This is a genomic window from Psychrobacter sp. 1U2, from assembly GCF_051847575.1.
In genome coordinates, this window is record NZ_JBPYDC010000952.1 from 1 (window position 1) to 761 (window position 761).

Annotated in this window: 1 protein-coding gene; it reads left to right on the top strand. The window is 40.1% G+C overall.

Going from position 1 to position 761, the window contains the following annotated elements; genetic code table 11:
* Nucleotides 1-248: 248 nt before the first annotated feature.
* On the top strand, nt 249-761 hold a 513-nt coding region (locus ACS8FD_RS19750), incomplete at its 3' end, for a UPF0149 family protein (protein WP_439277117.1).

The window sequence follows — 761 nt, forward strand, 5'->3', positions numbered from 1 at the left end:
TATCATTTTTTCTAAGTTTTTGAGTTGATCGTACATAGTCAGTTATTATCCTTAACAAGTAATGTGTGGAGGAATTTTCTTCGTTACGTTTAATAATGCCATAGGTGACCGCATAATATCTATATCAACAAAGTAATTGCACGTATTGTGCTCCATTTTTTGCTTTTATTGGCTGTAATCTTATAAATAGTATGAAATTACAGCTATTTTAAATGAATAAGTACCGACTAATTGATAGGACGATAGTTATGAATGACAACATCTCAGGCTGGAATACTTGGTCAAATACCATTGAAGATTGGACTGATGTTAGCATTAGTGAGCTACATGGTTTGATGACAGGCTTGATGACAGCATGCAATGCTCCTAGTGAGCAAGAATGGGCGACTGTCCTTGCAGAGCTAAGTTTTGCACCATTGCCAGACGCGGCGCTAACCTTATTGGCAGAGGAGGGCGAAGATACAGTATTTCAGCTAAAAGACAAAGACGATGCCTATGCATATATGCCACTTGTCCCTGATGACGAACATAGCTTATACGAACGTGTCATTGCTTTGAAACAGTGGGCGAATGGTTTTATGACAGGGTTTGGGGTTACTGATTGTGGTCTGACTGCTGAAGAAAATGAGATGCTTTCAGATTTGGCCAAAATTGGGGCTATCCGCCTTGAAGAAGATGAAAAACATAACCCCGGTGAAGAGTCTTACCTTTATATTTATGAGTTTGCGCGTATGGTGCCCGTCAGCTTTGCCACCCGCAAA